The following is a 23355-nucleotide window of genomic DNA, read 5'->3' as shown; positions in this document are numbered from 1 at the left end:
GTCCCTCCCGCCATGCCGGCCCATATCGCTTAGCTCACACCTGCCAAGGCCGCGACCTTCTCATATCTAGGTCGGCTGTGAAGCATGGCTGGTCGCCGCTCGACCCCATTCGATGCCCCCAGAAGCGCGCTCGCGACGGCGATAATGACGTCCACATTGACAGCGTTGCCAAGTGCTTTGAACGCTCCGGTCTGTGTCGTCGGCAGATGCTCTAGCTTGCCCATGCTTTGCAGCCGCGCGCACTCGCGCGTCGTCATATACCGTCGTTCCCAGGGGATCACCGGGACCTGACTCGTCGTGAGCGCCACTAGTGAGGGCGAGGCTTGTGGTCGCTTCGCCCGAATTCCCGACGCCCTGAACTGAACGATGGTGTTCCAAATGTCGCGGGGGCCGCCCTTCCAGTTCCACTCTAGCTTTTGAAAACTGGGAGCGAAGCTACGGATGCTCGGCAGCCAAGGCTCAAGCACGGCTTGGTGGCGCCGGTAGAACGCTCGGTTCTGCTCGATGAAAGCGACCTTCCACGCTGGAAAAGCGTCGCCCGGATCGCGCGCATAAGCAGGCAAAGCTTGCAGCACGGCGTCATCCGATAGGTCCTTCAGCGATTGCCCGAACGCGCCTTTGAAGGAACGGATGTCCCCGAGACCTTGCTTCGTCGGCGTCGCTATTTTGAACGGATATGTTGCACCGAATTCCATTGCCCAGATCGGAAATGACGGGAGAGCCTCATCAGCCGGGATAGCGTCGAGGAATCGTTGCCACGCGGTCAAATAGCTGACGAAGTTGTTCGTAAGCGGACGCGCGTCGGCGGGATTATCATCAAGGACACTGCGAATGCTGAGTTGCTCGGCGGTGTGCGTAGGCTTTGGCCACGCGAAAGATTCGAGGCCACCCCTCGCGCCAACTATGATCGCTCGGTCCCGCACCTGCGGCACCCCAAAGAGGTGTGGCGAGAGCCGTGACGAATCGATCGCGTACCCAGCTCGGCGTAATCTCTCTTCGATGCGCAGCCAAGTCTTGCCCGAGTCGTGTCGCATAAGATTCGGCACGTTCTCGATCATCAAGAATCGGGGCTCGTGCTGATCGAGGATTTTGATGACGTAGTCGAACAGGTCACCCCACTGGGGGCAGTCGAATCCCTTCTGATCCCCAGCCTTCGAGAACGGCTGGCAGGGAAATCCCGCGCACAGAATATCGTGGGCTGGGACGTCGACATAAGAGGTTCGGATATCGCCATGCGGCTTCAACCCGAAGTTTTTTTCGTAAAGAGATGCCAATTCGAGATCAAGTTCAGAGGCGAAGACTGCCTCATGGCCCAGGGTGCTAAGGGCTTGGTGAAACCCCCCCAACCCAGCAAATAGGTCAATAAACTTCATCGCGGCGAGCGTGGAAAGGGAGGAAGCTTCAGCGGCAGCTGCGCGTCGGCACAACGATCAAGCAGTTCCCTAACAGCTAACCGCATCATGTACTGGAGATTTACCGGCGGCTTCTGGTGTTCGCCGAGTTCGCGTAGCGCCGCATAGTCGGTCTCATCAATCGCGACGGTAAACCTTCTCATCTTCACCGATTGCGCCATTGACCACCCCGTTTGCACCAAAATGCACCAACTCGGTGCGTGCTGTCTAGCGCGGAGTCGCGGCGGGCTCAAGTATTTACTAAGAAACGGCGCAGACGTTCGCTGAGCCCCGTGCTGTCTTGACATTCGCACTCCCAAACTACGAGAAGCTGCCAGCCAAGGAGGAGTAAGGCTGCCTCGGCAGCGGCATCGCGCTCCACGTTACGCCGAAGCTTGGGACCCCAGTATTCCGCTCGGACGCTTGGAAGCTTCTGACCGCGACCACATCCATGCTGATGCCAGAAGCAGCCATGTACGAAGATCGCCTTCTTACGGCCAGGGAAAACTAAGTCCGGCGTCCCTGGCAGGTCGCGACGGTGAAGGCGAAACCGAAAGCCGAGAGCGTGGGCACGCCTCCGCACGACCAACTCGGGTTTGGTATCGACCTTCCGGATGCTCGCCATGCGGTGTCGGACCTGGTCAAGGACGTCAGGAAAGGGCATTGGGCCTGTATCGCATGTAGAGTCCTGTCATTACGCTCATAGGGCCCGAGGCGAGTGCATGTTGGCTTGCGCCCGTACCTGCCAAACCGCGTTCAGGTTTCACGGCCTAGTTCGACAGCCTGCCGTCAAACACAGGTTCCGGGTGTTGATCGATCTACCTAAACCCTTCAACAAGCATCGGCGGCTGACAGCCTTCATTTCTCCAACCATGTGAGAGGCTGTTGCCGCCGGTAATTCCTGCGCGGCCATATTCAATGTGAGGCTCACCTGCCTGCAGCCTCAAGTGCCCGCGACAGATTCAGAAACATCCATTCGGCTTTACGGTCGGAGGTGAGAAACCCGTCGTAGTATGTCCCATACACCGCGAAACTCAAGTCGATGAGGTCGTTCCGTATCCGCTCGACGCGCTCTAGCTTCGGGCAGCCAGTCCTTATCCACCAAAGGAGATAGATCACGATACCGAGCGCGTATCGGAAAAGGTAGGCGCGCATGGTGTGGTTACGGACCATCGATCGCCATTGCACACCATACCCCTCCGCCAACGTCTCCCAAATCTGCTCAGCGGCACCGAAAATGCTAGCGAACATTTCCTCTGTGTAGCGCCCATTGGTGCGGATGATCCTTACCTCGTGCCGCGAAAACATCTGCTCAGACATTTCCGGCAGCGACGTCACGATGTCGATCGCCCCCTCATGCATGTCAACGAGATTGACAGCAGCAGTGCTCCACAGATCCCCCAATTGCTTCATGACGGTTGGATCGCCGCGTCGAGGTCCGTTCATGATGTCGACCATGTCGCGGATCAGGTGTGCGACATCCTGTTGCTCCATGTCCGCGATCCCGCTGGGAAAGCTAGAGTTCTGTCTCGCGATCTCTCCTCCAGACTTTAGGACGATGATCTGCTCGGGGAAATCGCCGATGACCGAGAGGAAAGCGAGGACCGCATCCACGGTCTCCTGCTTGTAGACTTCGAACCAGGCGAAATCCGGAAGCACAGCCCGATTCCCCGTGCGTGCTCTGAGGAACTCTCGCAACTCGGCCGACTGCAACTTGCTGCTGTCGATGACCAACCGTTTGCCAGTCAATGACACCTCCTGTCGCCCGCTTCGAACTGGCTTCGGCCTGGCGGCTTTATCAGGCTTCGAGCGAAGGCTACTAGCTTGCGGGCCTTTGTAGAAGTGAGCAGCGCTGACAAAGGGATCACGGTCTCTGTCCCACCAGCGCGGCCCACTGTGCGCCTCAACCAGCGTATAGTCTGACATCGAATCTGTGCTCCTGGAGAGTCTGGTTGAACGTCGCCGAAGAAATGACCGCTAGTCCGCGGCGCCGCTCTTTCGATCCCGCACCGTGCATTTGGTGCGGAGCCGCTGCTTTCGAACCATCCCTCGAGCACATCCTCCCGGAGGCGCTGGGGTGCCCTCCCGGTTTCGTACTTGCCACCGACATCTGCAGCAAGTGTAACAACGGCTTCGGGCACCTAGACCGAGCCCTGCTGCGCCAATTCGAGTTGATGACCTTTCTCGGAAACGTCCCGAGAAAGCGTGGAAGAACTCCATCGCTCGACAGCTTGAGTTCCATCGTTGGTCGCTACACTGAAGGCGGGCCGGAACTGCACATCAACGGTGGTCCGGGGCCCGCCGAAGCATTCGGCAAGACACTTAAGCCTGTTCAGGCGACGAAGGATTTCGAAAACCTGTCCTTCGAGGCGGCGGGCGGCTTGGCGACCATCAAGTTCTCCCAGCGATTCGGGGACGATCCGAAATTTGTCAGGGCGCTTTACAAGATCGCGTTCGAAGTCGCAGTCTACTGGCTCGGTCCAGGAATTGCGAGCACGCCGGACATGGCCGCGGTCAAGAAGTTCGTGCGAAAGGGTCGAGGTGAATTCAGCGCCGTGCTTGTAGGAGCCTTTGGCAGCCAGGATCACTACTTTGAGCCGCCGTATCGGGGAGACGACACCGCCTACCTGGCTGTTGGCATGCGCATTTTCGGAATTGACTTCGTCACGGACTTCGACCCTGGTCAACGGCTGACAGCCAAGATGAGGGATCGGCTAACTGTCCATGGACATCAAAACTGGACCATTCTTCCTCCTCGTCCGGAGGCAACTGAGTGATGTCACCTGCCCTGCCGCCTCGCTTTTTGGTGTCGCGAATTTCGCCGGCATCGCGTGCAGCCAGGGCTCACCTCTTGCCCAGCTTGTCCTCGACCTTCTTACGACTGTTGCCAACCGACTTCACGGCCGATTTGACGTCGGCCTTGCTGGCGCCGGTCTTGCCCGCCTCGTACTTCACTTCATGGTCCTGCCCGCCAGCGACTTTTGCGCGGTCCTGGTTGCGCCCACTCGTTGTTCCAGTAAATGCCATTTTCATCCTCCAAGAATTGCGTTCCAGTCCCCAACAACGCGGCGGGGCTCTTCCGGTTCAACATCCACTGCACGGATGTGGAACCGAATCCCGGCGCGGGTATTGAATCGGACCATGTATTCGAGTTCCCAATGTCGGCCGTAGAGGCCGCCCTCAGCAAAAAGCGCCCACGGCGCCGGGACTCAGAATCTACCCCTAGATATCCCCTGCCCGAGTTTCGCCCCTTCCAACTCTGCAAGCTCACCGACGACATACCGGTGGGCGGCAATTGGCTCTTCGAGATGAAGTTCGACGGGTATCGCGCCCAAATCGCCATCTCTGGCTCGCAGGTTGTGGTCTACACCCGCAATGGCCACGACTGGACCCGCCAGTTCAGGGTCATCCTGCCGCCGCTCCAAGCATTGACCAAGGGCTCGGCGCTGATCGACGGCGAGATTGTCGCCATCGACAGTCAGGGACGCACCAATTTCTCCATGCTGAAAACTGGTATTGCAGCCGGCATGCCGCTCAAGTTTTACGCCTTCGATCTTCTGGAGCTCAACGGCGAGGATCTCTCGAACCAGCCACTCCTAAAGCGGAAGGAACGGCTTGCAGAGCTTCTCGGCGAGCGCGAACGACACGACAGTCTGCAGTTTTCCAGCCATATCGCCGACAATGGCAAGAAGGTCTTCAATACCATGTGCGCCGGCGGCCATGAGGGCATTATCGCCAAGCGCGCGGACAGTCGCTATGTCGGCGATCGCACCGCCAACTGGCTCAAGATCAAGTGCACGAAACGACAGGAGTTCGTGGTCGGCGGCTACCGTCAGAGCGACAGCGGCCAGGGAATGGCATCGCTGATCCTTGGCACTTATGAGAACGGCAAGCTGATCTACCGAGGCCGCGTTGGCACTGGGTTTACCCAGGCCATGCGCAGAACGATCCTCGCGCAGTTGGAGAAGCGGCCTCTGGACAAACCCGCCTTCGCATCTGTGCCGCGCGACATCGCGCGTCGTGCCAAGTGGGTGAAGCCCGAACTCGTTGCCGAGGTCACATATTCGGAGGTGACGCCCGACGGGAGCCTACGTCACCCGAGCTTCGAAGGCATGCGCGAAGACAAGCGCGCCGACCAGGTGGTGATGGAAGCGCCCAGGACCGTCGCGACCGCCGCCACGGCCAATCTGGATCCCCATATGGGCAAGGAGATCGCCCGCGCCGTTGGCGTGACCCTGACGCATCCCGACAAGGTCATGTATCCGGGCACGGAGGTGACGAAGGCAACTCTCGCCGCTTACTACGCTGCGGTGGCTGAGAGGATGTTGCCGCATATCCAGGATCGGCCCCTTTCGCTGGTGCGGGACACCGACGGCGACTTGCAGCAGACCTTTTTTCAGAAGCACAAGCTGCCTGGCATGCCGAAGGCCATCCATGACGGACAGTTGGAGAAGATGTCCGGCAAGGAGAGCCGCATTCTTTGGGTCGACGACCTGGCTGGGCTGATCGCCGGCGTCCAGATGAACGTGCTTGAGTTCCACGTCTGGGGAAGCTTGCGCCAGCAGCCAAACCTTCCACACCGGATAATCTTCGACATCGATCCGGACGAGGGCCTGGGCTTTGATGACGTCAAGCAAGCCGCGATCGACATCCGCGGCGTTCTAGAGGCCCTCGGACTTCGATCCTGGCCGCTTCTGTCCGGTGGCAAAGGCGTCCACGTGGTCGTTCCACTCGTTCCCGAGGCCGACTGGGAAGCGGTCAAGAGCTTCTGCCAGGATTTCGCCGAACTGCTCGCCCGCACGGACCCGTCCCGCTTCGTCGCGAACATGAGCAAGGCGAGACGCAAGGGTCGTATGTTCCTCGACTATCTGCGCAACGGCCAGGGCGCCACGGCAATATGTCCCTGGTCGACCCGAGCGCGGTCAGGTGCGTCGTGCGCCGTACCCGTCACCTGGGACGAGTTGCCGACTTTCAAAAGTGCGAACGCATTTGACGTTTTCGCTGCCGCCGCTCGGGCTCAGGAGTCCGAGGCTTGGGAAGGCTATTTTGATGTTGAACAAACGCTGACGGACCGCGTCCGAAAAGCAGTCCGATAGCGATGTAGCATTCCTAGTGGAGAGAATCTGACGCCTGGTACCCGCGCAGAAACCTCCGTCCAGGGCGTTCCGACCCTGCCCGGAAGCAGAAATTCCGAATGTCGCAGGAATTATTCCTCACACCGACAAAGCGGCCACCAGCCTCCGGACAGCATGAGCGCGTGGAGGGAAGCACGCTAGGGCGGTCGCCTGACGGCCCCAAACTTCGACCCGGGTCATTTGAGGCCCATCGAGGGCGGACGAACGTGCTCGATTCTGCTACCAACGCCAGCATGACCGGTGGCACCATTCTTCGCAGCGTACTTGTTCAAGGTCGGCTCGCCTTTGCGATGCGTCGCGCAGCGGCGGCGCGTGGTCGCGAGCTCGGACTTCAGATCATGACGCCTCCGCTATTGGCCGCGCGCCTTGCAGGTGGACTGCTGCACCCAGCATCCCGCGAGAGTATCGAAATCGGCATTCGCGCCGCCTTGGACCAGCCGGACCTACTCGAAGACCTCGCCCCAATTAGGGATTTGCCCGGCGTGACCCGCGCCGTGCTCCGCACCCTTCGAAACGTCTGGCGCGCAGGATTCGACCTGCGGTCGGAACCATATGCCGAGCAGCCACGTGTCAAGGACCTCGCACGGATCGAAGACGTTGTGCGTTTCCACCTGCGGCCTGGCGAATGCCTTCTCCCCGAGCTCTGCGATCTGGCGCGTGCCGCGGTCCAACTGGCGCCTCGCCTGATCGGACCGCTTCGCATCGAAGGGCCCCACGCGATCGATCCACTCTGGCGGCCGCTCATCAACGATTTGCGCGCGGCCATTGAGATTGAATGGGACGCGCCAGCCTCCTGTGACACCACTTGGTTCCGGAGTACGCCAAGGCATGCTGTCGCCCAGAATGGGAATCGGCGTAGCGTAAGCTGCGCCGACCCGTATCACGAGGCCCTCGAAGCAATGCGATGGGCCCGGGAACTCCTCTCGTCCGGTCGCGCTCGCGCTTCGGACATCGCCATCGCGACAACGGCGCCGATCGCATGGGACGACTATATGCTTGCGCATGCAGCATCGTCTGGCCTGCCGATTTGTTTCGTCCACGGCCGCCCGGCACTCTCTACCCGGGACGGCCAGCGATGCGCAGCGCTCGCCGATGCGCTGCAGGGCGGACTGAGTCAGGCCCGCGTACGTCGACTGCTCTCCCTGCTTGCAAACCAAGGCACGACCCTGGACGGTTTGCCGGAAGGCGGATTACCTGTGCCCAGCGAAGCGTCACTGTCCACTGCGGCAGACTGGGAACGCGCCCTTCAGCCTTATCCCGAAACCGCTTCGATCGTCCTGCCCGTGCTCAAGCTGATCGAAACCGGGACCCAGGCTGCCGAAGAGGTGGGTAAATTGCTGCTGCGCGGACGCTCCCGCAGGATTTGGGACGAAACGTTGCGTGCCGCACCCGCATCGGCGCTCATGTTCTCGCTCGAGGCTGTGCGCGTTGCCGATGACCGAGATCCCGCTGAAGCGATCGCGTGGTGCTCCGCCGACCAACTCGCCGCAGCTCCGCGTCGCTTCGCATGGCTGGTCGGCCTTACGACCAGCGGGTGGCCACGCAGGAGCGGGCTTGACCCCATCCTGCCCGGGTACATCATTCCCTGCGGATTGGTCGATCCCGATCCCATAGAAGATGTCGACCGGCGTTGCCTCGACAATGTTCTCGCTTCGGCTGAAGAAATTGTGCTCTCGCACGGAAGACTGACAAGCGAAGGCAAGCGCGCCGGGCCAAGCGTTCTCATGCCGACAGTCGCCGACGTCGATATCCTCCATCGCGACAGGGCGGCCAGTCATGCGCTGACCGAAGCCGACCGTCTGCTTGCCCGGCCGCTGGACAGGACTTCGGATCGGATTGTCTCGTCCGCAATGGCAGCCTCGCACAACCGGAGCCTGCGTGCCCTCACACCCCACGATGGACTCGTCGCGAACGAGCATCCTCTGCTCTCGGCACTACTTCTCAAGCCCCAGTCACCCACGTCGCTGTCCCGCCTTCTGCGCGACCCCCTGGCCTATGTTTGGTATTACGGCTTGGGTTGGCGGGACTTGGTTCACAAGGAACGTGGCCTCACTCTTCCCGCCGACGATTTGGGCCGACTCGTTCACGAACTTCTGCGCCGGACGGTCGATCATCTCGAGCTGGAGCCTGGCTTCACCGTAGCTGCCCCCCACGAAATCGAAGAGGCGCTGGCGATCGCCTCGACCCATGTGATCAAGAGCTGGCCGTTGACCACCAACGTACCGCCTCCGGTGCTCTGGACGAATACGGTCAGGCAGGCGGCCGAGATGAGCCTCGCTGGTCTCACATTCGAAACCTTCACCGAAGCTGGCACCCGATCCTGGACAGAACTGCCATTCGGCGGCGAGGTCCGCGACGGCGACACAGCAGTGCCCCCGCCGTGGGATCCTGCTCTACCCGTCGTCCTGCCAGGGTCGGATATACGGATTCGAGGGAATATTGACCGGCTCGACCTTCGCGATTTGGCCGCTGCGGTACGCGTCACAGACTACAAGACCGGGAAGAGGCCGAAGGCGGCCGATCAGGTGAATGTCGACAGAGGCGCGGAACTGCAGCGCGTGCTCTACTCGCTGGCGTGCCGCCAGCTGCTGCCCAACACGACGCCGCTCGTTGCTCGGCTGATCTACCTTCGGCCGCCTGTTGTCGCTTCTCCTCTGAAGAATCCCGATCACTTTATTGACCTGGTTTCGGCCTGGGTGAAGCTGGCTCGCAGCGTCCTGCAGTCCGGCGTTGTCTATCCGGGGATTGCTACCATGCCCGAGCGCTTCGGGAGGATCGCACAGCCTGCGGAACCCGATTATCTCGAACGCAAAAGCAACGCCATTCGCGAGGCCGCAGGCCGCGAACTTGCAGCCTACTGGGGGACCAAATGACCCCGATACCCGACGACCAGCAACGCCGGCGTGCCCTCACCGACCTGGACACCACGCTTCTGGTCGAGGCATCGGCGGGCACCGGCAAGACTTCTCTGCTAGCCGGTCGGGTAGCCATGCTGCTCGCCGCCGGTCATGCGCCCTCCAGTATTGCCGCCATCACCTTCACCGAGCGCGCTGCCGCCGAACTTCGTGCGCGTGTCGACAAATTCGCCAGCATTCTGATCAACCGGACAATACCGAAAGATCTGGAGCCGGCGTTTCGAGAGCGCCCCTTGAGCGACGATCAAGTCAAGTCACTCTCAAGTTCACGGGCTGGTCTGGGCGAACTCACTGCAGCGACGATTCATAGCTTCTGCCTTGCCATTCTGCAGAGCTATGCCGTCGAAGCGCGCATCGACCCAGGCGCCGCCGTCATGGATGCAGATCAGACCGACCTCGCCTTCGAGGCAATCTTCGATACCTGGCTCAACCGTCGTCTCGGGCACGAGGCACTACGCGACGACCCGATCGTCGTCATGGCGGCGCACGACCCGAATGTGGCCGTAAAGACGCTGAAGTCACTGGCCAAGTTCCGACGCTCGCACCCCGAGGCACGACCGCTCCCGCCGCCGCGTTATGCAGATACGATCCGCGAACTAGTCGAGGCAGTGGCGGAGTATCGGCGCTGGATCAGTCGCGTGGCGGCTCCCGATGAAGCCATGACCGACGTCGTGGCCTTCGAGGAACTCGCCAATGTGCTTGCACCGGCAAGCTCAGGAGGCCTCGATTTCTCGCGCCTGTTTCTGCTCGTTCATCCGCCGAGCAATGCGCTGCTCCCTCGCGGCGGACACGTGATTTCACGATACAAGAGTCGTATCGGACTTTGGTCCCGATCGGGTGGAAAGGTCGATGGCGCACAGTTTTCTGCCACCGGCAAGCAGCACCATGAGCGCTGCGCCAAGCTCTTCGCCGATTCAATCGGGGCGATCGCTGATACGTTGCTCGCCAGTTTCTTCGGCGAGACTGACGAACTGATCGGCGCGTTCGAGAAGTTCAAGCGCAATGCTGCCGTGCTCGACTTTGACGACATTCTCGTTCGAACCCGCGACCTTCTGCGATCTGATGAGAAGGTGCGAGAAGCTGTCGCGCTGCGCTATCGCCATATCCTGGTCGATGAATATCAGGACACAGACCCCCTCCAGTCCGAAATCCTGTTCCTTATTTCAAGCGAGCCCGGAAGCGCCGGGTCGTGGCAAAGCCGCAGCCTCCGTCCCGGAGCGCTGTTTCTGGTTGGCGATCCCAAGCAGGCGATCTATCGCTTCCGCCGCGCTGATCTCAAGTCTTACCTGCGTGCACGCTCGGCAATTGAGGCGCAGTTCCCGGGAAATGTGCTGCAGATTTCGGCGAACTTCCGTTCCGGGAAGAGTATCCTTGAACATGTCGATCGGGTCTTCGCCCAGCGATTGACGAAGCAGCAAGGCGGCTATGCAGCCCTTGACTCGACCGTCGCCGAAGACCCTAGCCGGATCCAAAGCATCGCAAAACTGAGCTATGAGGTCCCCCCAGAAACTTATGTCAACCCGATCCGCGATCTCGAAGCGAAGGCTGTGGCGGACCTTTGCGACAGCCTCGTCGGCAACGTCTGGGTCCGCCGATCGAACGGGAAGATCGCGCGCGCCGAACCCGGTGACATCGCTCTGTTGGCTCCCCGACGCACCCAGCTATGGCGGTACGAACGTGCACTCGAGGAACGAGGACTGCCGGTCGCATCCCAAGCGGGCAAGAACCTCTATCGCCGCCAGGAGTCCCAGGACATCGTCGCCCTGGTGCGAGCGTTGGCGGATAGTCGCGACACGCTTGCCCTCGGGGCTATCCTGCGCGGGCCGCTGGTAGGCCTGACCGAACGGGAGCTTCTGGACGTCACTCACGCCCTTGGCGAGCAGAACGAGGGAGCCGTCCTCGACCTCCACACCGACCTGTCGGGCGTCCATCATCCTGTGGCACACGATGTCATGCACTGCCTGCAGGAGCTTTGGCGCAAACGGCGCGGAACGACACCATACGCGCTGCTTTCCGAGGCGGTGGAACGGCTGCGGGTCATTCCAAGTATCGCCGGCCGGCGTCCGAACCAGCAGGCCCGCGCCCTCGGCAATCTCAGTCTCCTTCTTGAACGTGCGCGCAGCTATCACGTCAGGGGGCTCAAGCAACTTGCGGTCGATCTCGGTTCAGAATGGGAAGGTGAGATACCGATCGACGAAGCCCCATCCGATTATCAGGGCAATAGCATCAACATCGTCACCGTCCACAAGGCCAAGGGTCTCGAATGGCCGATTGTCATTCCAATCAACTTCGTGACCATGCCGGAAAGCGATGATGATTTTTTCTTTCGTTCGCTCGACAATAGCGTGCACTGGACGCTGGGTGACGTTATCTCAAGCACGCTCGACGCGGCCGTTGCCAGCGAGCGAGCCGAGGCCGCAGACGAACGGGAACGACTGCTGTACGTCGCCTGCACGCGAGCTCTCGACCTGCTCATTCTTCCCGCTCCCAGTTGGGTGCCCGAGGGCGGCTGGGCTAAATTCCTCGACCTGGGTCAGTCCGCGCTTGACGAAGTAGAGCACCCGTCTCCACAGCCTCCGGAACCAGTTCCGCCGCCTGATGTGAACGAACAATCCGCCTCGGCCTTCGCCGAAGAGCACGAACTCATTGTACGCCTGAACCCGAGGATCGAGTGGCGTCGCCCGAGTCTGACGGATATCGATCGCGAATTGCTTGATCGCGCCACGCTCGATGTCGGCACGACCGACGAAGAAACCGAGACCGAGCCCGTTGTTGTAGGTGCGGGCGCATTGCGCGGCATAATTCTTCACAAACTCATGGAGGAATTGTTGACGGGGGTGTTGGAATCCGACCTGGACGCGCTTGAGCATCGAGCGTCCGCTCTCGCCCGACAGGTGATCGCGGAAGGATCGGCAAGACCTGATCCTGCAGAGCTGGCGAGGACGGCGCTCCGAACCTTCGCTCACAAGGAGCTGCAACCCTATCTGGCCAAGCTGGTCCCAGAGATACCAATCTATGGCGCGCGGTCTGACACGATCCTGGTTTCCGCGCGCGCCGATGCGATTGCCTTCGATGCCGGTGAACCGGTCGCCGCATTCGACTGGAAGAGTGACATCGCGCCAACGCCGGACGATCACGAGGCCTATGCGAGCCAACTGCTTGAATATCTGGAACTGATCGGCGCCGGAAAGGGGGCAGTCGTCTACATGACGTCGGGCGAGGTCCGATGGGTGCATCGCCAATCCGGCGCCAATGACCGTTCCGTCGTGTAGCGGTCCAAGTATGCAAGGAGCAGGCAGCGCGTCGACCATAGGGAATTAAGCGTAGGTCTCCGCATAGCCAAGGAACTCCGCATGAGCCGTGCGTTGCGAAGTCCACCGCGGCGCCCCATCTGGCCTGTCGCGATGATCGCAGATGGTGAGAACTAGCCGCTGTTTCGCACGGGAAATCCCGACGAAGTATGCGGCGCGTTCCTCTTCGATCTTCCCCCAGAACGTCTGCTGCTCGACGCCCATCACTATCACGGTGTGGAACTCCAGCCCTTTGCTCTTGTGGATCGACATGATCCTGACGGCTCGGTCGGCCGAGAAGGCAGCCAGCGCCGCCGAGAGGTCGGTCCCATCTTCGACTAGATCGGATATGCGAGCCACCGTGCCCTCGATCAATTGATCAAGCCTGTTGCCTTGCGCGTAGTCTGCTGAAAATGCCACGACGGCGTCCCGACCGATAACGTCGATGAGCTCCTGCGCGAGCTTTGCCAGCGCCGCCCGGTCGCCTGGATAGAGCTCTCCTGTCGCTATCTTCTGACGATTGTCGGCAACAAACCGATCCCATCGGGAGCGAGCACGGTATTCCTGCTCATCATCGAGACCTTCGCTGTAAACGACGGCTTCCAGCAACCGGCGAAACGCCTCCGGCTGCGCGCTACCGCTGACCACGAGGAGAAAGTCCGTTACCAGCCTCACGACCGGTTCGGACGCGAAATCCTGCGCCTGATCCTCCTCGCGGAACGGGACCTTCCGCTCTTGCAGCGCGGAGCGCAGTTCCTGGCAATAAAGGTTCTGCTGCTTGCTGACGAGCACTGCGATCTCGGACGGCTCGATGGCTTCCTTGTCCATCCAGCTATCGATGGCATCTGCGAGATACGAGGCTTCCTCGGTGGCATTCTTGAAGTGAAGAACTTCGATCTCGCCATCTTCGCCGGGCAGTTCCGCATCGTCGAGCGCAGCGGGCGGATCCATAACCCGCACCATCGCATTCTGCATGCGACGAAGCCGGGGGGCTGACCGGAAATTCTGATAGAGGTTCAGCGCTTCTGCCTCGAAATCAGCTGCGTAGGTCTCGAAGATGCCTTCCAGCGCGCCGGCCCAGCCCATGATCCTCTGCTTGGTGTCGCCCACTGCGACGAACTTGGCGGCGGAGCCGAGGAAGCAGGCCGTGATCAGTGCGTACTGCTCTTTGGTGCAATCCTGGAACTCATCGAGAAAGACATGGCTGTACGTCTGTCGGATGGCGTTCCTTGCGATATCGCTGGACTCCACGATCGTTACCGCCAGGGGAACCATGTCCTGGAATGTGATCGACTGCCTTTGAACGCGCCGCTGGCCGATGCTGTAATCAGCATCAAGAGCATCTGTGCCGGTGAGCACAAGGCGGAAGCGATCAATGAGGCGCTTGGCGAAGGCGTGGAACGTATGGCTATCGAACCGCGCTGCCAGCTCGAGACCACACCGCTTCCGAACTCTCGCCTTGAGGTTCTGGCTCGCGTCCACCTTGAACGAGATCGCTAGAATCCGTTTGGGGTATCGACACGTGCCAGTGCGAAGAAGGAAGTCCGCCCGCTGCGCAAGCATTTCCGTCTTGCCAGCTCCAGGACCTGCGGTCAGCGCCAAGTTTCGATCGATCTCTGTTGCCGCGACCAGCGCATTCGGCTCGAGCTTGAGATTGTCCGATGGCGTCCATCGGTCAACGCGCATCATTCGGGCAACGCCTTCAGGTCTTCGCGGATGCGGTCCAGCAGGCGGTCTAGAACTTCAGGCATCTCGTCGGTCAGCTCTTTGTCTGTCAGGTTCGCCATCGCCTGAATGTGCCACACGGGCTTGCTGCCGAGCTTGAATCTCGTGTTGTAGGCGTCGAAGAATTTGAGCTGCTCGTCGGCGTATTGACCTTTGACAGTATCGCGTTTCTTGCCGAGCACGGCCTTGAGTGCGTCCTCGTCCGGATCCTCGAACTCGCCATCATCGACGCCATATGCGTCGGGATAGGCCGTCACCAAGAGGAAATCGAGATCGAGCGGCGAAGAAAAGAACACCCGGTGCTCTTCAAGACGTTCGAACCAGCCACCGTCGGCCAGCATTAGCCCCTGCTCGCTATCCCACGTTGGGATGGCGTTCGCCTGCGGCGCGGTGAACCTCGCCTTTGCGACGTCGCCGTATGACAACAACTGCTTCGCCGCGTACTTTATCCGACCCCATCCGCCCTGGTACCGTGCTAGGTCCAGGTCCAGCAGCGTGACATGTGGTATGCCGAGGCCGTGCAGCAGCCGCCAGAAGTGGTTGACATGCCGACCGCCCAGCGGAACGACCGATATTGACGCATCGTCGGCAAGGATCCCCGCCGCAGCCAACAGCCGAGGCAGGACCACCTCCTCGCTGTCACCTTCGCCCAGAACCACAAAGCGGGAAAAATAGAGTTCCGGAAAGGCCTGCACCGCCTCGCGGACGAATTTGTGTGCCTCTGCGTCTTTGGGCAGCACGATCCGCTTGACGAGCGTGGTGCGCCTTTCGTCGAGCCGCATATACCGAACGGTTTCCGGGGGAACGCGCCGCATCATCGATGGGGAGTGCGTAGCGAGCAGTGCCTGGGCATCCTGTCCTCCGGCGAATTTTTCGAGCGTTCGGACGACACGGCCCAGATAGTGCGGCGAGAGGCTGTTTTCGGGCTCCTCCACCGCGATCAGCGTAAAGACAGCGGGCCGAAGCTTGTCGATGTCGAATGCTGTGGCCAGTTTGCCGGTCAGCACGTCGGCACCGATCTGATGCATGCACAGCACGATCGACAGATACAGTATCGACTGCTGCCCATCGCTGAGCCGAGAGAAATCGACCAGTTGCTCGCCGTGGCCCGGTGTGAAGCCTACGCTCAGATGGCGAAGGAGGTTCTCGAGTTCGCTCCGATCAAAGGAAATCGAGGGGTCTGTGAAAAAATCCCCCTTGTGCAGGTTCCCCCACTGCGACGACAGCGCCTTCGTCATCCCCTCGATTGCGCCGTTCCCGGCGAGGGTCGCGCTGATCTCCTCTGTCAGTTCCGAGATCTCATTGCGCTCCTCTGCCCAATCCGCTGAGCGCAAAGCGCGGCCGAGCAGTGCATTGGCCGAGTAGGAGATGTGGTCTGACGGATCGCGTCGAGCCGGCAGGTAGTGCACCTGGATGGCGTTCCGATCGTGCTTGGCGACCCGCCCCTCCTCCAGCGGTTTTCCGTCGGCATCTACCTTCATGACGAAGGTGAAACTCTCTTCAATGTCATCATCCTGGTCGAGCTTGGCATGTAGCCGGAACCGTACCTGCGCTGGCCCTTCAATCCCCAACAACTGCATATGGGCGAAATTCCCAGGAACCGCGGGGGCCTCCTTGCCGCCATTGCCCAACAACTCGGGGAACTCGAAATCAGCTTCTATCCAGAGTTCTCGTTCGGCCGGCGCTTCGTCGGGCTTCTCGTCATAGGGAACGTGAAAATCGGACTTCTTAACCTTACGCTGCGCCGGATCGAGGCTAAACAGTCTCGCCAACGCTTGAAGGACCGCGGTCTTGCCGGCGCCATTTGGACCGAGCAGAAATGTCAGATCGTCCAGTGCGACCTCTGTGTAGTCCGCACAGAACGACCTGAAGTTACTTAGCCGCAAGCGCACGAGCTTCATGTATCCCCCTGGCGATTCCATAATCGGCACGAAGGCAAGCATACGACGCTTTGCTTCGGCTCGCAGGACTTCTGAAGAAAGGCGCCGTCGCCCTAGATGGTCAGTGACATTTGCCGCTCAGACGCTGACCGCTTTTCGCCCAAGTTCGAGAGCGTAACCCCGAGTAGGCGGATCCCCTTAAGGACAGGAAATACCTGATGGAGGAGTGCGCCGCTGACGGTGGCGAGGTCGGCTTCGCCCCCGATGCCGCCCAGGACCGTGCGGGTGCGCGTGATCTGCTGGAAATCGGCGAATTTCACCTTCAGTGTCACTGTGCGACCCTGGATCGATCTTTCCTCGCAATAGCGCCACACCTTACCGACCAATGGCGCCAACTCCTTGCGAGCACTTTCGAGGTCAAACAAATCGATCGCAAAGGTGTCCTCGGCCCCCACGGACTTGCGCTCGCGGTCGGCCCGCACCGGGCGTTCGTCGATGCCCCGAGCGATCCAGTAGTAGTACGGACCCGCCTTCCCGAACTTCTCCTCGAGGAACGCCAGGCTCTGTGCCCGCAGGTCGGCGCCGGTCTCGATGCCGAGCCCAGCCATTTTGTCGGCAGTCGCTGGGCCGACACCATAAAATTTCCGCACGGGCAAGGCCTCGACAAAGGCGGGACCCTGCTTCGGAGTGATGACAAACAGTCCATCCGGCTTGTTCTGGCCGGAGGCTAGCTTGGCGAGGAATTTGTTGTAGCTGACACCGGCAGAGGCCGTCAGGCCGGTCTCGGCCTTGATCTTGGCGCGGATCATCTCCGCGATCGTCGTGGCGACCGGTATGACCAACAAATTGTCGGTGACGTCGAGATAGGCCTCATCGAGCGAGAGCGGCTCGATCAGCGGTGTGTGCTCGGCGAAGATCGCGTGGATCTGCTGGGAGACGGCACGGTAGGCGTCAAAGCGCGGCGGCACGAAGATCAACTCGGGGCATTTCCGTTTTGCGGTGATCGAGGGCATGGCCGATCGCACCCCGAACTTTCTGGCCTCGTAGCTCGCAGCGGCCACCACACCGCGCGCCGCCGAGCCGCCGACTGCCACCGGCTTGCCGCGCAGGTCCGGATTGTCGCGCTGTTCGACCGAGGCGAAGAAGGCATCCATGTCGACATGGATGATCTTCCGAAGGATGGCCGTGCCTGTCCTCGGCGCATCCGCTTCTAGGCCGCTGTCAACTCGCTCGCCCACTTCGTCGTCCCTGCGTCGCCTGTCGGCATTCCAAGTTAGACCGCAACTCGCCGGAGTGCAGCCTGGGATCAACACTCGCCGCGACGCAACGAGTCCGATTGACTCTCGGGCACCAAATAGAACAAATAAGGAACATATCAGCCCCGAAATCCATTGGGAAGACAGTTTGAGAGTGTTTCGTTCATGGGTCAGCCGTCCGCCAGCCCTGCTATCGCCGCGCTTCGCGAGCGAATCGCGCGCCTCGAAGGCGGGCCTGCGCGCAACCGTGCGACGCTTCCCTTCGGCGTTGCCTCGATCGACAAGGTCTTGCCGGGAGGCGGGCTGGCACTCGGGGCGCTGCACGAGGTTGCCGGCGGCCGTAACGGAGCGATCGATGGCGCCGCGGCGGCGCTCTTTGCCGCCGGGATTGCTGCGCGCGCCAAAGGGAAGGTGCTCTGGTGCGTCACCCGGCAGGATCTCTTCGCCCCTGCCCTCGCCCAAGCCGGGCTGCTGCCCGGCCGCGTCGTCTATGTCGAGGCCGGCGACGAAGCTTCTGTGCTCGCCTGTTTCGAGGAAGGGCTTCGCCATGGCGGTCTAGGAGCCGTCGTTGCCGAACTGGCCCGCCTCTCGATGACTGCCTCCCGCCGACTGCAACTCGCCGCCGAAGCTTCCGGCGCCATCGGCATCGCCATCCGCCGTTGGCGACGACAAACCGAAGCGACCGATTTTGGACAACCAACCGCCGCGGTTACCCGCTGGCGGGTCACCGCGCTCCCCTCCCGTCCCTTGCCGGTCCCCGGCATCGGCCGCGCTCGCTGGCAGCTCGAGCTGATCCGGGTACGGGCAGGAGAAAGCGCCGATTTTGGAGTGGAAGCCTGCGATGACAAGGGTCGTCTCGCTCTATTTTCCGACCTGGCCGACCGATCGCCTGCGACGCACAATGGGCCAGTCCGCGCCATCGGCTGAAACCCCGGTCATCATGCTCGGCCGGCAGGGAAACCGGCGACTCGTGCTCGCTGCGGACGCAGCGGCGCGCGCGGCCGGCCTGCGCGTGGGCATACCGGCGAGCAAGGCTCACGTACTGGTGCCCAACCTGCAGAGCTTCGACCTGGATGCAGCCGCCGATGCCGCGTCCCTCGATAGAATGGCGCTCTGGTCGCTCCGCTACGCGCCGATCGTCGCGGCCGATCCGCCCGACGGGCTCATCATCGACACCACAGGTGCCGACCATCTGCATGGCGGCGAGGAGGCCATGCTCGAGGGGCTGGTGTCGCGCATGGCAGCCTCCGGTATCGAGGCACGTGCCGCCGTCGCGGACACCTGGGGGGCCGCTCATGCCTGCGCGCGCTTCCTCGCCCGGCCGACCTTCGTCGCGCCAGTGGGGGAAGCCCCGGCGATTATGCGCGGTCTTCCGATCGGCGCCCTGCGGCTTCCCCGCGATATCGTCGAAGGCCTGCTCACGCTCGGCTTCGAGCGGGTGGGCGAAATCGAGGCGGCGCCGCGCGCCTCTCTCACCCTGCGCTTCGGGGCAGAGCTCGGCCGCCGTCTCGACCAGGCCATGGGCCGGCGCAGCGAACCCTTCGAGCCGATCCGGTCTCCCGAACTCATCGAGGTGCGTCGAGCCTTCGGCGAGCCAATCGGCGCCGCCGACACCATCGCCCGCTACACCGGCAAGCTCGTCGCAGCGCTCTGCGAAGCGCTTGCGGCCAAGGGGCTCGGCGCTCGCCGGCTCGACCTGCTGTTTCACCGCGTTGACAACCGCATCGAAGCCATTCGCGCCGGCACCGCCGTGCCGGTGCGCGATGTCAAGCGGCTGACCCGGCTCCTTTCCGACCGCATCGAGACCGTCGATCCCGGCTTCGGCATCGAGGTGATGACGCTCGCCGCGACGCTCGTCGAACCGTTCGCGAGCAGGCAGATCATCTCTTCGCTGGTCGAGGAGCCGGAGCCGGACATCACCGATCTCATCGACACGCTCGCCAATCGCATCGGCGAACAGCGGCTCTATCGCTTTTCCCCAGTCGAGAGTGATGTACCAGAGCGCTCGGCTCGCCGCATCGCGGCGACGGCTCCCGATGACGGGACAAGCTGGCCGGGCGAATGGCCTCGCCCGCCGCGTCTGCTGACGCATCCCGAACCCATCGAGACCATGGCCCTGCTGCCCGACCATCCGCCTGTCTGGTTCAGCTGGCGCGGTATCCGGCGGCGCGTTGCCCGCGCCGATGGTCCCGAACGCGTGTTTGGCGAATGGTGGCAGCGCGATGCCGAACTGATTGCCGTACGGGACTATTTTCAGGTGGAGGACGAGGCCGGAGACCGCTTCTGGATCTACCGCGCCGGCGATGGCGAAGACCCCGAGACCGGCTCGCACAAGTGGTTCCTGCATGGGGTCTTCGCATGAGCGGACCGTCCTATGCCGAATTGCAGGTCACAAGCCACTTCTCGTTTCTGCGCGGCGCCAGCTCTTGCGACGACCTGTTCGCGCAGGCAGCCGTGCTCGGCATCGAGGCCCTGGCTGTCGTCGACCGCAATTCGCTGGCCGGCATCGTGCGGGCCCATCAGGCTGCCAAGGACACGGGCGTTCGGCTCATCGTCGGCTGCCGCCTCGATCTGGTCGACGGCATGTCCCTGCTCGTCTATCCCACCGATCGGGCCGCCTATTCCCGGCTTTGCCGGCTGCTGACCCTGGGCAAGAAGCGCGGCGGCAAGGCGCAATGCCATCTCGAGTGGAGCGATCTGGCTGACTATGCCGAGGGCCTGATCGCCGTTCTCGTCCCCGATCGGGCCGATGACACCTGTGCGCTGCAACTGCGTCGCCTGCGGGAGACCTTCAACGATCGCGCCTACCTGGCGTTGACCCTGCGCCGCCGGCCCAACGACCAGGTCCGGCTGCACGAACTGTCCAACCTTGCCACCCAAATGCGCGTGCCGACGGTGGTGACGAACGACGTTCTGTTTCACGAACCCGGCCGGCGCATCCTCCAGGACGTGGTGACCGCCATTCGTCACAACATCACGATCGACGAGCTGGGATTCCGGCGCGAGCGCCATGCTGACCGCTATCTCAAGCCGCCCGAGGAAATGGCCCGACTGTTTTCGCGCTACCCGGAAGCCCTCGCGCGTACCGTCGAGATTGCCCGGCAATGCCGCTTCTCCCTCGACGAACTCGCCTACCAATATCCCGAAGAGAAGATGCTGCCGGGGCTGACGGCGCAGCAAGCGCTCGCACAACTCACCTGGGAGGGTGCGGAGCGGCGTTATCCCGAGGGCGTGCCTGACAAGGTCGTGGCGCTCATCAAGCACGAACTGCGCCTGATCGAGATTCTGCAATACGCACCGTACTTCCTGACTGTGAACGTCATCGTGCAGTTTGCGCGCCGCAAGGACATCTTGTGCCAAGGCCGAGGCTCGGCCGCCAACTCGGCCGTCTGCTATGTCCTGGGCATCACCAGCATCGATCCGGAGCGCAACAACCTGCTGTTTGAGCGCTTTGTATCGCAGGAGCGCAACGAGCCCCCGGATATCGATGTCGACTTCGAGCACGAGCGGCGCGAGATTGTCATGCAGTGGGTTTACGAGACCTATGGCCGCGACCACAGCGCGCTGTGCTCGACGGTGGTGCGCTATCATACCAAGGGCGCTGTCCGCGATATCGGCAAGGCTCTCGGCCTGCCCGAGGACCTTACCAAGCTGCTTTCATCGCAGGTCTGGGGGCACGGCGAGGGCATCGACGAGAAGCGCGCCCAAGATCTCAATCTCAACCTCGCCGATCGCCGGCTGCGGCTGACGCTCGAACTCGCGCAGCAACTCGAAGGCACACCCCGGCACCTGTCGCAGCATCCAGGCGGCTTCGTTCTCACCAATGACCGGCTCGACGACCTGGTGCCGATCGAGCCGGCGCGCATGGTCGACCGCCAGGTCATCGAGTGGGACAAGGACGACATCGACATTCTCAAATTCATGAAGGTCGACGTCCTGGCGCTCGGCATGCTCACTTGCATGAAACGCAGCTTCGACCTCTTGGCCGAGCACAAGGGCATGACCCTCGACCTAGCCACCATCCCTGCCGAAGACCCGGCGACCTACGCCATGATCCGCAAGGCGGACACGATCGGGGTCTTCCAGATCGAGAGCCGCGCCCAGATGTCGATGCTGCCCCGCATCAAGCCGCGGACCTTCTATGACCTCGTCGTAGAGGTCGCCATCGTGCGCCCCGGCCCGATCCAGGGCGACATGGTCCACCCCTATCTTCGTCGCCGGGAGGGCAAGGAGCCGGTCGAGTTCCCGACCCCCGAGCTCGAGCGCGTACTCGGCAAAACCCTTGGCGTCCCTCTTTTCCAGGAGCAGGCCATGCAGGTAGCCATGGTCTGCGCCGGCTTCAGTGCCGGCGAGGCCGACCAGTTGCGCCGCGCCATGGCGACGTTCAAGCACACCGGCGGCGTTAGCAAGTTCCGCGACAAGCTGATCGGCGGCATGATCGCCAATGGCTACACGCCGGAATTCGCCGCGACCACTTTCAAGCAGCTCGAAGGGTTCGGCAGCTACGGCTTCCCCGAGAGCCATGCCGCCAGCTTCGCCCTTATCGCCTACGCCTCGAGCTGGATGAAATGCCACCATCCCGATGTCTTCTGCTGCGCGCTGCTCAATTCCCAGCCGATGGGCTTTTACCTGCCGGCCCAGATCGTGCGCGATGCGCAGGCCCACGGGGTCGAAATCCGACCCGTCTGCATCAATGCGAGCCGATGGGACTGCACGCTGGAACCGATGGGCGACGATGGACGCTTCGCGGTCCGGCTTGGTCTGCGTATGGTCAAGGGGCTGGCCAATGCCGATGCTGCCGCGATCGTTGCAGCCCGGGCTGACGAGGCGTGCGCTTCCATCGACGATCTTTGGCATCGCGCGAGTGTGCCGGCGGCATCTCTGGTCCAACTCGCCGAGGCCGATGCCTTCCGTCCCAATCTGGGCCTGGCGCGCCGCGAGGCGCTATGGGCGCTCAAGGGGCTGCGGGACGAGCCCCTGCCCCTCTTTGCCGCGGCCTCGGCCCGTGAACAGAAGACAATCTCGGAAATCCATGAACCGGCCTTGGTGCTGCGGCCGATGACGGCCGGCCGGGAAGTCGTCGAGGACTACGGTCACGTCGGACTGACCCTCCGAAACCACCCGCTGTCCTTCCTGCGCGCTGATCTTGCCCGCCGTCGCATCGTCACCTGCCGCGACGCAATGCAGGCGCGTGATGGCCACTGGCTGGAGGCGGCGGGCCTTGTCCTGGTCCGCCAGCGGCCGGGCTCGGCCAAGGGCGTGATGTTCCTGACAATGGAAGACGAGACTGGCGCCGCCAATGTCGTCGTCTGGGTCAAGGTCTTCGAGAAGTTCCGCCGCGTCCTGCTCTCCTCTTCGATGCTTGCTGTCCGGGGCAAGATTCAGCGGGAGGGCGACGTGGTCCACCTCGTCGCCCATTCCCTCACCGACCTTTCGGGGGAACTCGCCAGTGTGGGCAATCGCGAGACGCCGTTTCCGCTTCCGCATGGGCGGGGCGACGAAGCCCATCATGGTGGGCCCGGACTCGATCCGCGAAGCATGCCGAAGGGTCTCCGGCCACGGGACCTCGTCGATCCCACGCTGCAGGTTGAGCCGATCAAGGTGAAAACAAGGGACTTTCGATAGTGCTCGCATCGTCCGTGCCCAGCCGTAAATGCAAAAGCGCTGGCTGAGATGGGGTGGAGAGCGGTCCGGCAGCTTCGAAGCCAAAACTTGAGCAGAGCAGACAGCCCCCTCAATGGCAACGAGCTGCTGTCGTTACGC

Annotated in this window: 15 protein-coding genes; 7 read left to right on the top strand and 8 right to left on the bottom strand. The window is 62.0% G+C overall.

Annotated features, from left to right (window positions below):
* Window positions 1–29 precede the first annotated feature (29 nt).
* The 4 genes from B5V02_RS22220 to B5V02_RS22205 all read right to left on the bottom strand — a co-directional run bounded on the left by B5V02_RS22220 (window position 30) and on the right by B5V02_RS22205 (window position 3317).
* Window positions 30–1373 carry a DNA cytosine methyltransferase gene (locus tag B5V02_RS22220; RefSeq protein WP_111546245.1) on the bottom strand — a complete coding sequence of 448 codons (1344 nt, stop codon included), beginning with the start codon at window positions 1371–1373 and terminating at the stop codon, window positions 30–32.
* Window positions 1370–1573 carry a hypothetical protein gene (locus B5V02_RS22215; RefSeq protein ID WP_111546244.1) on the bottom strand — a complete coding sequence of 68 codons (204 nt, stop codon included), beginning with the start codon at window positions 1571–1573 and terminating at the stop codon, window positions 1370–1372. Before B5V02_RS22215 ends, B5V02_RS22220 begins: the two co-directional genes overlap by 4 nt.
* 68 nt (window positions 1574–1641) lie before the next feature.
* Window positions 1642–2016 carry a DNA mismatch endonuclease Vsr gene (locus B5V02_RS22210; RefSeq protein ID WP_111546290.1) on the bottom strand — a complete coding sequence of 125 codons (375 nt, stop codon included), beginning with the start codon at window positions 2014–2016 and terminating at the stop codon, window positions 1642–1644.
* 302 nt (window positions 2017–2318) lie between these two features.
* A complete protein-coding gene (locus tag B5V02_RS22205; protein ID WP_146606129.1) occupies window positions 2319–3317 on the bottom strand; it encodes a hypothetical protein in 999 nt (332 codons plus the stop codon).
* Between the two features lie 26 nt (window positions 3318–3343).
* Between B5V02_RS22205 and B5V02_RS22200 the strand changes: the two genes are divergently transcribed.
* Window positions 3344–4168: an HNH endonuclease gene (locus tag B5V02_RS22200; RefSeq protein WP_111546242.1), complete on the top strand. Its 825-nt coding sequence runs from the start codon at window positions 3344–3346 to the stop codon at window positions 4166–4168.
* Window positions 4169–4235: 67 nt separating this feature from the next.
* Here the strand turns inward: B5V02_RS22200 and B5V02_RS22195 are convergent, their stop codons facing one another.
* Window positions 4236–4418 carry a DUF3606 domain-containing protein gene (locus B5V02_RS22195; RefSeq protein ID WP_111546289.1) on the bottom strand — a complete coding sequence of 61 codons (183 nt, stop codon included), beginning with the start codon at window positions 4416–4418 and terminating at the stop codon, window positions 4236–4238.
* A gap of 131 nt (window positions 4419–4549) precedes the next feature.
* On the opposite strand from B5V02_RS22195, the gene ligD reads away from it, so the two are divergent.
* From ligD to B5V02_RS22180, 3 genes are all read left to right on the top strand, one after another.
* Window positions 4550–6487, top strand: a complete 1938-nt coding sequence (ligD, locus tag B5V02_RS22190; protein ID WP_111546241.1) for a DNA ligase D — start codon at window positions 4550–4552, stop codon at window positions 6485–6487.
* 245 nt (window positions 6488–6732) lie between these two features.
* A complete protein-coding gene (locus B5V02_RS22185; protein WP_167458609.1) occupies window positions 6733–9399 on the top strand; it encodes a PD-(D/E)XK nuclease family protein in 2667 nt (888 codons plus the stop codon).
* Complete coding sequence (locus B5V02_RS22180; protein ID WP_111546239.1) at window positions 9396–12713, top strand: UvrD-helicase domain-containing protein; 3318 nt, start codon at window positions 9396–9398, stop codon at window positions 12711–12713. The genes B5V02_RS22185 and B5V02_RS22180 overlap by 4 nt, the downstream gene beginning before the upstream one ends.
* A 45-nt stretch (window positions 12714–12758) precedes the next feature.
* Here B5V02_RS22180 and B5V02_RS22175 read toward each other — a convergent pair whose 3' ends face one another.
* From B5V02_RS22175 to dinB, 3 genes are all read right to left on the bottom strand, one after another.
* Window positions 12759–14420, bottom strand: a complete 1662-nt coding sequence (locus B5V02_RS22175; protein WP_111546238.1) for a UvrD-helicase domain-containing protein — start codon at window positions 14418–14420, stop codon at window positions 12759–12761.
* Window positions 14417–16357, bottom strand: a complete 1941-nt coding sequence (locus tag B5V02_RS22170) for an ATP-dependent nuclease (protein ID WP_111546288.1) — start codon at window positions 16355–16357, stop codon at window positions 14417–14419. Before B5V02_RS22170 ends, B5V02_RS22175 begins: the two co-directional genes overlap by 4 nt.
* A 92-nt stretch (window positions 16358–16449) precedes the next feature.
* Complete coding sequence (gene dinB / locus B5V02_RS22165; RefSeq protein WP_111546287.1) at window positions 16450–17490, bottom strand: DNA polymerase IV; 1041 nt, start codon at window positions 17488–17490, stop codon at window positions 16450–16452.
* Between the two features lie 267 nt (window positions 17491–17757).
* Here dinB and B5V02_RS22160 point away from each other — a divergent pair, with 267 nt between their 5' ends.
* The 3 genes from B5V02_RS22160 to B5V02_RS22150 are packed head-to-tail and all read left to right on the top strand — an operon-like array spanning window position 17758 to window position 23217.
* Window positions 17758–18519: an ImuA family protein gene (locus B5V02_RS22160; RefSeq protein WP_111546237.1), complete on the top strand. Its 762-nt coding sequence runs from the start codon at window positions 17758–17760 to the stop codon at window positions 18517–18519.
* Window positions 18434–19954, top strand: a complete 1521-nt coding sequence (locus B5V02_RS22155; RefSeq protein ID WP_111546236.1) for a Y-family DNA polymerase — start codon at window positions 18434–18436, stop codon at window positions 19952–19954. The genes B5V02_RS22160 and B5V02_RS22155 overlap by 86 nt, the downstream gene beginning before the upstream one ends.
* Window positions 19951–23217, top strand: coding sequence for an error-prone DNA polymerase (locus B5V02_RS22150; protein WP_111546235.1), 3267 nt, complete (start codon window positions 19951–19953; stop codon window positions 23215–23217). The genes B5V02_RS22155 and B5V02_RS22150 overlap by 4 nt, the downstream gene beginning before the upstream one ends.
* Window positions 23218–23355: the final 138 nt, after the last annotated feature.

The organism is Mesorhizobium kowhaii, from assembly GCF_003253745.1.
Lineage (GTDB): Bacteria > Pseudomonadota > Alphaproteobacteria > Rhizobiales > Rhizobiaceae > Mesorhizobium > Mesorhizobium kowhaii.
This window is presented reverse-complemented; position numbering and strand designations above follow the sequence as displayed.